9 protein-coding genes and 2 pseudogenes are annotated in these 8,241 nt (G+C 60.0%); 9 read left to right on the forward strand and 2 right to left on the reverse strand.

The window, feature by feature from the left end:
* Both ACY693_RS10405 and ACY693_RS10410 read right to left on the reverse strand, forming a co-directional pair.
* Positions 1-180 (reverse strand): annotated as a pseudogene (locus ACY693_RS10405) (hypothetical protein); the annotation flags it as partial.
* A gap of 211 nt (positions 181-391) precedes the next feature.
* On the reverse strand, positions 392-583 hold the full coding sequence (locus ACY693_RS10410) for a sulfur relay protein DsrC (RefSeq protein ID WP_462321762.1): 192 nt from the start codon (positions 581-583) through the stop codon (positions 392-394).
* Positions 584-1,139: 556 nt separating this feature from the next.
* On the opposite strand from ACY693_RS10410, the gene dsrA reads away from it, so the two are divergent.
* The 9 genes and pseudogenes from dsrA to ACY693_RS10455 form a co-directional block, all read left to right on the forward strand.
* Complete coding sequence (gene dsrA / locus ACY693_RS10415) at positions 1,140-2,396, forward strand: dissimilatory-type sulfite reductase subunit alpha (protein WP_462321763.1); 1,257 nt, start codon at positions 1,140-1,142, stop codon at positions 2,394-2,396.
* Between the two features lie 119 nt (positions 2,397-2,515).
* A complete protein-coding gene (gene dsrB, locus ACY693_RS10420) occupies positions 2,516-3,589 on the forward strand; it encodes a dissimilatory-type sulfite reductase subunit beta (RefSeq protein ID WP_462321764.1) in 1,074 nt (357 codons plus the stop codon).
* Between the two features lie 36 nt (positions 3,590-3,625).
* Entirely contained in the window at positions 3,626-4,018 is a 393-nt protein-coding gene (gene tusD / locus ACY693_RS10425) for a sulfurtransferase complex subunit TusD (RefSeq protein WP_462321765.1), read from the forward strand.
* Between the two features lie 36 nt (positions 4,019-4,054).
* Positions 4,055-4,465, forward strand: a complete 411-nt coding sequence (gene tusC, locus ACY693_RS10430) for a sulfurtransferase complex subunit TusC (RefSeq protein ID WP_462321766.1) — start codon at positions 4,055-4,057, stop codon at positions 4,463-4,465.
* 26 nt (positions 4,466-4,491) lie between these two features.
* Complete coding sequence (tusB, locus tag ACY693_RS10435; protein WP_462321767.1) at positions 4,492-4,800, forward strand: sulfurtransferase complex subunit TusB; 309 nt, start codon at positions 4,492-4,494, stop codon at positions 4,798-4,800.
* A 32-nt stretch (positions 4,801-4,832) separates the two neighbouring features.
* Positions 4,833-5,165 carry a TusE/DsrC/DsvC family sulfur relay protein gene (locus tag ACY693_RS10440; RefSeq protein WP_410757535.1) on the forward strand — a complete coding sequence of 111 codons (333 nt, stop codon included), beginning with the start codon at positions 4,833-4,835 and terminating at the stop codon, positions 5,163-5,165.
* Between the two features lie 183 nt (positions 5,166-5,348).
* On the forward strand, positions 5,349-6,080 hold the full coding sequence (locus ACY693_RS10445) for a respiratory nitrate reductase subunit gamma (RefSeq protein ID WP_462321768.1): 732 nt from the start codon (positions 5,349-5,351) through the stop codon (positions 6,078-6,080).
* A gap of 62 nt (positions 6,081-6,142) precedes the next feature.
* Positions 6,143-7,675, forward strand: coding sequence for a sulfate reduction electron transfer complex DsrMKJOP subunit DsrK (gene dsrK, locus ACY693_RS10450; RefSeq protein WP_462321769.1), 1,533 nt, complete (start codon positions 6,143-6,145; stop codon positions 7,673-7,675).
* A 136-nt stretch (positions 7,676-7,811) separates the two neighbouring features.
* Positions 7,812-8,241, forward strand: a pseudogene (locus tag ACY693_RS10455) (NAD(P)-binding protein); the annotation flags it as partial.

Consider the following 8,241-nt stretch of genomic DNA (forward strand, 5'->3'; position numbering starts at 1 on the left):
CGCTTGCTGAAGCCGAAGGTCGGAGAGTTGTTCGGCATCGGCGCCGATTCGCTGCAGGGTCGAGAACTGCTCCTCAAGCGCGAGCAAGTGGGATTCGAGTGCTGCCTCCTCGGCAGCCCGATTCACGGAGTCGGCGGCGGTGTCCTGCAGGTGGGTCCGCGTGATGTCGAAGTGCTTCATGGCAACTGCTCTTGTCGCCGCGTACGGCGCTGTCCTCGTTAGAATTGTGGCTGGCTCGGCAGCCGGTCCGTGACCGGCCGCGGCGGTTCTCGCTGCGGGTCGCTCGCCTGCATCTGAAGGCCCCGCTGACGTTTCATCGCGGCCTCGCCTTCTTGAAGCCAGTCGCGACAGCGAATGGTGCAGAGCGGGCAATGCGGACTAACAAGCTGAGCTAGCGCACCAGGCCACTGAATGCGGCCTCGAGCCGATCCTCCCAATCATCGGGTGTATCAGAGAAGGGTGGCTTCACGTCGATGCGAAAGAATCGCTCGCCTTGGCGCGCAACCTCTTGAATCGCCGACAGTAGCTCCTCGAAGCTCTCGAGCTCCTTGTTGGAAACGAGGATGTCGCTAAGCATGAGCATGATCTGTGAGCCCCTCTGACTGGAAGTGCGCGGACGGCACCAGGATCGCCAAGCCTCGCGCGAAAGCATGGTCGCCCAGGTGATCTCTCTCTGCCCAAGCAGGTAAAGCCGCAATCGAGCAAAAACAACTCGAGCCGCCCTAAGGCTCGGCGATGGCGAGCAAGGTCCTCCTCTGGTTGAGCCTGCTCGAGTCGGCGGAAGACCGATCGCGAGGACCGGAGTGGTGGCTGCAGGAGTGGCCGCGGCAGCTTCGGAGGCGGCTGAATAAGCTATTGGAATATTAGGATATGTTGACAGAGCGCTGATCGGCGCTTATGCTCTCGACCCCAGTGCAAACGCCGTCGGTCGCGCACTAGGTTGCTGATCGCAAACGAGAAATAGTGCGGTTGTCAACTATCTCTTAGGGGATAGGGTGGGCTTATTCCCTCCCCCTAAGGTGCGGTTTCCAGCGCGGCCTGCCGCCTCGTATAGTGCAGCTCCGTGGCACACGGCGCCGCGAAAGAATCCGAATTCGATCTGTGTCTTACCACGACGTTTCTCGATAGGAGATAGCGACATGGCCCTCGACAAGCACCAAACTCCGATGCTCGACCAACTTGAAGATGGCCCCTGGCCGAGCTTCATCTCCGGTATCAAGCGTCTCCGGGACGAGCACGGCGACGAGCGCATCAATGCGATCACGAACGATCTGCTCGGCCAGCTCGAGCACTCCTATGAAACCCGCAAGGGCTACTGGAAGGGCGGTACCGTCTCGGTCTACGGCTACGGCGGCGGGATCATCCCGCGCTTCTCAGAGGTCGGTAAGGCCTTCCCGAAGTCGAGAGAATTCCACACCCTGCGGGTCCAGCCACCGGCGGGTAACCACTACAGCACCGCGATGCTGCGTCAGCTTGCGGATAGCTGGGAGAAGCATGGCTCGGGTCTCGTGACCTTCCACGGTCAGACCGGCAATATCATGTTCATCGGTGCTGACACCAATTCCACTCAGCATTTCTTCGACGAAATCAACGAGTACGGTTGGGATCTGGGTGGTGCTGGCCCCTGCGTGCGCACCGCGATGTCATGCGTCGGTGCCGCTCGCTGCGAGATGTCGTGCACCAATGAGCTGAAGGCCCACCGGGCGCTGGTCAACAATTTTGTTGACGATGTTCACCGTCCAGCGCTGCCGTATAAGTTCAAGTTCAAGGTCTCAGGCTGCGCCAACGACTGCCAGAACGCCATCGAGCGCTCGGACTTCGCCGTGCTCGGCACCTGGCGCGATGATATGAAGGTCGACCAGGACGAGGTGAAGGCCTACGTCAAGGCCAAGGGTCGCCAGTACATCATCGATAACGTCATCACCCGGTGCCCGACCCAGGCCCTGTCGCTGAACGACGACGACACCTTGGCGGTGAACAATCGCGACTGTGTGCGCTGCATGCACTGTTTGAACGTGATGCCGAAGGCCTTGCACCCCGGCGACGACAAGGGTGTGACCATCCTCATCGGCGGCAAGCGCACCCTCAAGATCGGCGATCTGATGGGCACCGTCATCGTGCCCTTCCGCAAGCTCGAGACCGAGGAAGACTACGAAGAGATGGTCGAGATGGCCGAGAACATCATCGACTTCTGGGCTGAGAATGGTCTCGAGCACGAGCGTTGCGGCGAGATGATCGAGCGCATCGGTTTGGCCAACTTCCTCGACGGTATCGGTATTGAGCCTGATCCGAACATGCTGAGCCATCCGCGCCAAAGCTCCTATGTCCGCATGGACGGCTGGGACGAGGCTGCGGAGCAGTGGTTCGAGCGCCAGGCAGAGAAGGCTGCCGGCTAAGGGCCTGAAGCAGATCAGTCGCGGACACTGGCGTACCCGCACCTTTGGCGCGCGCCGGTGTTCGACGCACCGAATTCAATCAGCACCTAACTGTTTACTGATTTACTGGAGAGTTACCGATGGCTAAAGACATGCGCGAGCCCATCGAGTCCGGCTGCCCCGATCCTTGGCAGTACATGCATCCGACGATGCGCAAGAACTTCGGTCAATGGAAGTACCATGATCATCCGCGCCCGGGCGTGCTGCGCCACGTCGCCTACAGTGGCGATGAGATCTGGACCGTGCGTGCCGGCACTCAGCGCATCTTGGACGTCTTCACGCTGCGCAAGTTGTGCGATATCGGCGACGAGTACGCCGACGGCTACGTCCACTTCACGCTGCGCTCGAACATCGAGTACATGGTCACCGAAGAGTCGCGTGTCGCGCCGCTGATCAATGCGCTCGAAGAGGCTGGATTTATCGTCGGTGGCACCCAAAACTCGGTCGCGATGATCTCGCACACCCAGGGCTGGCTGCACTGCGATATCCCCGGCACCGACGCCTCTGGCGTGGTCAAGTCGATGATGGATGAGCTCATCGACGAGTTCCGCAATGCCACAATGCCCAACCGGGTGCACATTACGACGAGCTGCTGCCAGATCAACTGCGGCGGTCAGGGCGACATCGCCATCAATATCCAGCACACCAAGCCACCGAAGATCAATCATGATCTGGTCGCTAATGTCTGCGAGCGTCCATCGGTCGTTGCGCGCTGCCCGGTGGCCGCGATTCGTCCGGCCATGGTCAACGGCAAGCCTTCGCTCGAGGTCGACGAGCGCAAGTGCATCTGCTGCGGCGCCTGCTACCCACCGTGCCCGCCGATGCAGATCAACGATGCCGAGCACTCCAAGCTGGCGATCTGGGTCGGTGGTAACCACTCTAACGCCCGCGGCAAGCCGACCTTCCAGAAGCTGGTCGCGGCCGGTATCCCGAACAATCCGCCGCGCTGGCCCGAGGCGACTGCGATCGTCAAGCGCATCCTCAAGGCCTATAAAGAGGGTGCGCGTGATTGGGAGCGGGTCAACGAGTGGATCGAGCGTATCGGCTGGCCGCGCTTCTTTGAAGAGGTCGAGCTGCCGTTCACCAAGTACCACATCGATACCTGGCGCGGCTCACGTGCCAGCTTCAACGCCTCTTCCTACATCCGTTTCTAAGTCACGGATTCCGGAGCCCACACCAGCGAGGTCGCAATGAAGTTCGCAATCCAGGTCAATGAAGGACCCTACCAGCACCAGGCTGCCGATTCGGCGTATTTCTTCGCCAAGGCAGCCCTTGAGAAGGGGCACGAGATCTTTCGCGTGTTCTTCTACCACGATGGCGTCAACAACTCGACGCGGCTCACGACGCCGCCTCAGGATGACCGCAACGTCGTCGCGCGCTGGGCTGAGCTGGCCGAACAACATGACCTCGACATGGTCGTCTGCGTCGCCGCCGCCCAGCGGCGCGGCGTGGTCGATGAGGGTGAGGCGCAGCGCAACGGCAAGGATGCCACCAACATCGATCCCCGGTTTCGCATCTCCGGTCTCGGCCAGCTGGTCGAGGCGGCGATCCAGTCCGATCGGCTGGTCGTCTTCGGCGACTGATCATCTGTCCGGAACCAGAAACCAGGGGTACGCACCATGTCCGAAACTATCAAGAATTTTCTCTATCTGAACCGCAAGGCGCCCTACGGCACCATCTACGCCTGGGAATCGCTCGAGGTCGTATTGATCGGTGCCGCCTTTGATCAGGACGTCAGTCTGGCCTTTGTCGACGACGGCGTATTTCAGCTGACCAAGGGACAGGACACTGCTGCGGTTGGCATGAAGAATTTCTCGCCGACCTACGCAGCACTCGGCGACTACGAGGTCAAGAAGATCTACGTCGAGAAGGAGTCGCTGGAGGAGCGAGGGCTGACCTTGGACGACCTGCAGCACCTGACCTGGGAAGACGAGGATGATGACTGGGCTGAAAAGGACTCGATTCACCTTGTCACCCGCGCCGACATGGCGACTATCATGGACGGCGCTGACGTCGTCTTCAGCTTCTGAGATCGAGCGAACACCTGAGGAACACGATGAGCACATTGCACACCGTCAATAAGTCGCCGTTCGAGAAGACGTCGCTGGCTGCCTGTCTCGGCCATGCGAGTGCTGGCGCCGCCGTTTTACTGATCGAGGACGGCGTCTATGCAGCACTGACACAGACCAGTGTCGAGGAGCAGGTAAAGGGCGCCCTCGGCTCCGTGAAGGTCTATGCGCTGGGTCCTGATCTCCAGGCTCGCGGCTTGTCAGAGGATCGTCTCATTCCCGGAATCAGTGTTGTGGACTATGCCGGCTTCGTGGATCTTGCCGCGGAGCACGATAAGGTCCAGGCCTGGTTGTAGTTTTTCACTTTCCACTGTTTAGGAGCATACCGATGCCAATCGAAGTAAACGGTAAGACGTTTGAGACCGACGAAGAAGGCTACCTGGCCAACATCAACGACTGGGAGCCGGGTGTCGCCGAAGTCATGTCGAAAGAGGATGACCTGGAGCTCACCGACGAGCATTGGGACATCATCAACTATCTGCGCGAGTACTACGAGGAGTACCAGATTGCTCCCGCCGTGCGCGTGCTGACCAAGGCGGTTGGCAAGAAGTTCGGCAAGGATAAGGGCAACAGCAAGTATCTGTACGGCCTTTTCCCGTACGGCCCGGCCAAGCAGGCGTGCCGCTACGCTGGCCTGCCAAAGCCGACTGGCTGCGTCTGAGTCAGCCTGCTTAACCGGCCAGTCATCAAGCTGGCCGGTGGTCTCGGGCTCGAGCGAGCTCGAGCACCCGTCGACGCCCTTGCCATGCTGTCGACACCGATAACGCTCAAGAGATCGTGCACCACTGGGTCCGCTCGATCAGAGCAGACGCCATTGGGCCAACGCCACTGAGGTAGCGGAAACATGTCGTTTCTGTCGGATGTTTACGCCGGTCTGTTTTACTTCGCGGCCTTCGTGCTGGTCGCTGGATTAACCAATAAGGTCATCCAATACGCGCGCACGCCTGCCCCGCTGAAGATCCCGACCACCCCTGCGCCGACCACCAAGACCGGCGTCGTGCTGCGCATCACGCGTGAAGTGGTGTTCTTCGAGAGCCTGTTTCGCGGCAGCAAGTGGACCTGGATCTTTGGCTGGATGTTCCATTTCGGTCTGTTCCTGGTCACTCTGCGCCATCTGCGATATTTTCTCGATCCGGTGCCTCTGCCGATCGAGATGATTCAGCCATTCGGCATCTACGGCGGTATGGCGATGGTGGTTGGTCTGGCTGGCCTTTGGGCACGGCGTTTCCTGGTCGATCGCGTTCGCTATATCACCGCGCTGTCCGACCATCTGATCCTCGCGCTCCTGATTACGATCGGTTTCTCTGGGCTGCTGATGCGTTTCGTCGCGCACACCGACATCATGCGGGTGAAGCAGTTCTTCCAGGGACTCTATGTCGGACAGGTCTATACGTTGCCGGCGGACCCATTGCTCCTCCTGCACCTGCTGCTTGTTGCGCTGCTGATGATCATTTTCCCATACAGCAAGCTGCTGCACGCGCCGGGACTCTTCTTCAGCCCATCGCGAAATCAGGTCGACAACCCTCGGGAGCAGCGTCACATCGCGCCCTGGGCGAAACGCCTGGAGCAGGACTGACCGGTTCTGCTGCTCCGACCACTGAGACCCTGGCTGGCGACGTTTTGAAACGAGGTTGAATCATGGCGAAGGCCGACTTCCAAGTCCCCGTACTCAAGCAGTACCCAGAGATCCCGGAGCTCGAGCCGGGGATCATGGCGCATTCGAGCCCGTTCAAGTCGAAGCCACAATTCCAGGCTGAGCTCGGCTTTCCGGGCGAACTGGTCGACGACTGGCAGACCAAGGCCATCGATAAGATGGGCGACTTGCTGGGCCGCTATCGCTCGTTGAGGGTCTATCTGGACTCCTGCGTCAAATGTGGCTCCTGCACCGACAAATGCCACTACTACCTCGGCACCCGTGATCCGAAGAACATGCCGGTCGGGCGCCAAGACCTGATGCGCAAGGTCTATCGTCGCCACTTCACCCTCGCTGGCCGGCTGTTTCCAAAGCTGGTCGGCGCAGAGGAGCTGACTGAGGAGGTGCTCGGCGACTGGTATAGCTACTTCCATCAGTGCTCGCAGTGCCGGCGCTGCTCGGTGTTCTGTCCCTACGGGATCGACACGGCCGAGATCTCGATGGCTGCCCGCGAGATCATGGATCACATCGGCGTCGGTCAGAAGTACTGCAATGAGATCATCGGCAAGGTCTATAAGATCGGCAACAACCTCGGCCTGCCTGGGCCGGCCCTGGCCGACACGCTCGAGGGTCTGGAAGAGGATGTCTTCGATGACACCGGGGTTGAGGTCAAGTATCCGCTCGATCAAGAAGGCGCAGAGATCCTCTTGGTCACGCCCTCGGCCGACTTCTTCGCTGAGCCGCACGTCGATGGCCTGATCGGCTACGGCAAGGTCTTCCACGAGGCCGGCGTTAGCTGGACCCTGAGCAGTCATGCCTCAGAGGCCGCTAACTTCGGCATGTTCATCGGCTCCTACGAGAATATGCGCCGAGTCGCGCTGCGGATTCGTGAGGCAGCGATCAAGCTCAAGGTCAAACGCATCGTGTTCGGTGAATGTGGCCACGCCTGGCGCGTCGCCTACAGCTTTCTGAATACGCTGGCAGGCCCCTGGGACTTCCTCGATCCGCGCTATCCGGTGCCGCAGCACATCTGCGAGTTCACCTATGGGCTGATTCAGGAAGGCAAGCTGAATCTGGATAAGAGCCGCAATGACGACATGGTGCTCACCTACCATGATTCGTGCAATGTGGCGCGCGCTTCGCGCATGGGGGATCGGCCTGGCGGCCAGTTCGATATCCCGCGCGCCATCATCCGCGCGACCTGCAACAACTTCTATGACATGGACGAGGAGACCATCCGCGATCGCACCTTCTGCTGCGGTGGCGGTGGCGGTCTGCTCACCGATGACCTGATGGAGATTCGGGTCAAAGGCGCCCAGCCGCGTGTTGAGGCCTTGAACAACGTCATGCAGGAAAAGGGCGTGACCCACATGGCTGCGATCTGCGCCATCTGCAAAAGCCAATTCACCAAGGTGCTGCCTTACTACGGAATGGACCTGGATCAGATCGTCAGTGTTCATCAGTTGGTCTCGAACGCATTGGTCCTGACCGGCCAAGAGACCGACGACGAAGACGAGGTTGCCGACGAGGCGGCCTGAGCAGGTGCCAACCACGACCCTGCTGATGAATTGAGACTTGTAGCTAATACGAGCTTCGGGTGCGATGGACGCATCCAGCGCCGGTGATCAACCAAGAGCCTCAGCTCGACTTCGACTCTTGTTAGGAGCGTTATCGATGGCAACTTCCACTGACGAAATGACCAAAATTTCCTGGCGCCGCTTCGAGGATGGCGACAACGTTTGGGATAACCTGACCGAGCAGATCTTCGTTCAGGACACCTCCCATAAGTGTCCGACCTATGTGCATAAGACGCCTCCTTGTCAGGGGAGCTGCCCGTCGGGCGAGGACATCCGCGGCTGGCTGCAGATCGTACGCGGTCTCGAGCATCCGCCTGAGGGCATGACCTGGCAGGAATATGCCTTCCGTCGCTCCACCGATGCGAATCCATTCCCATCGATGATGGGCCGTGTTTGCCCAGCCCCCTGTCAGGACGGTTGCAACCGCAACGAGGTCGAGGACTTCGTCGGCATCAATGCCGTCGAGCAGTTCATCGGTGACAACGCCACCGCGCAGGGCTACAACTTCGAGCCGGCGCCGGTCGATA

Source organism: Halochromatium sp. (assembly GCF_054919635.1).

Coding starts and splice junctions, on each gene's coding strand:
- tusB (WP_462321767.1), top strand. CDS start 4,492: ATGAGCACATTGCACACCGTCAATAAGTCGCCGTTCGAGAAGACGTCG.
- tusC (WP_462321766.1), top strand. CDS start 4,055: ATGTCCGAAACTATCAAGAATTTTCTCTATCTGAACCGCAAGGCGCCC.
- dsrA (WP_462321763.1), top strand. CDS start 1,140: ATGGCCCTCGACAAGCACCAAACTCCGATGCTCGACCAACTTGAAGAT.
- ACY693_RS10445 (WP_462321768.1), top strand. CDS start 5,349: ATGTCGTTTCTGTCGGATGTTTACGCCGGTCTGTTTTACTTCGCGGCC.
- dsrB (WP_462321764.1), top strand. CDS start 2,516: ATGGCTAAAGACATGCGCGAGCCCATCGAGTCCGGCTGCCCCGATCCT.
- tusD (WP_462321765.1), top strand. CDS start 3,626: ATGAAGTTCGCAATCCAGGTCAATGAAGGACCCTACCAGCACCAGGCT.
- ACY693_RS10440 (WP_410757535.1), top strand. CDS start 4,833: ATGCCAATCGAAGTAAACGGTAAGACGTTTGAGACCGACGAAGAAGGC.
- dsrK (WP_462321769.1), top strand. CDS start 6,143: ATGGCGAAGGCCGACTTCCAAGTCCCCGTACTCAAGCAGTACCCAGAG.
- ACY693_RS10410 (WP_462321762.1), bottom strand. CDS start 583: ATGCTCATGCTTAGCGACATCCTCGTTTCCAACAAGGAGCTCGAGAGC.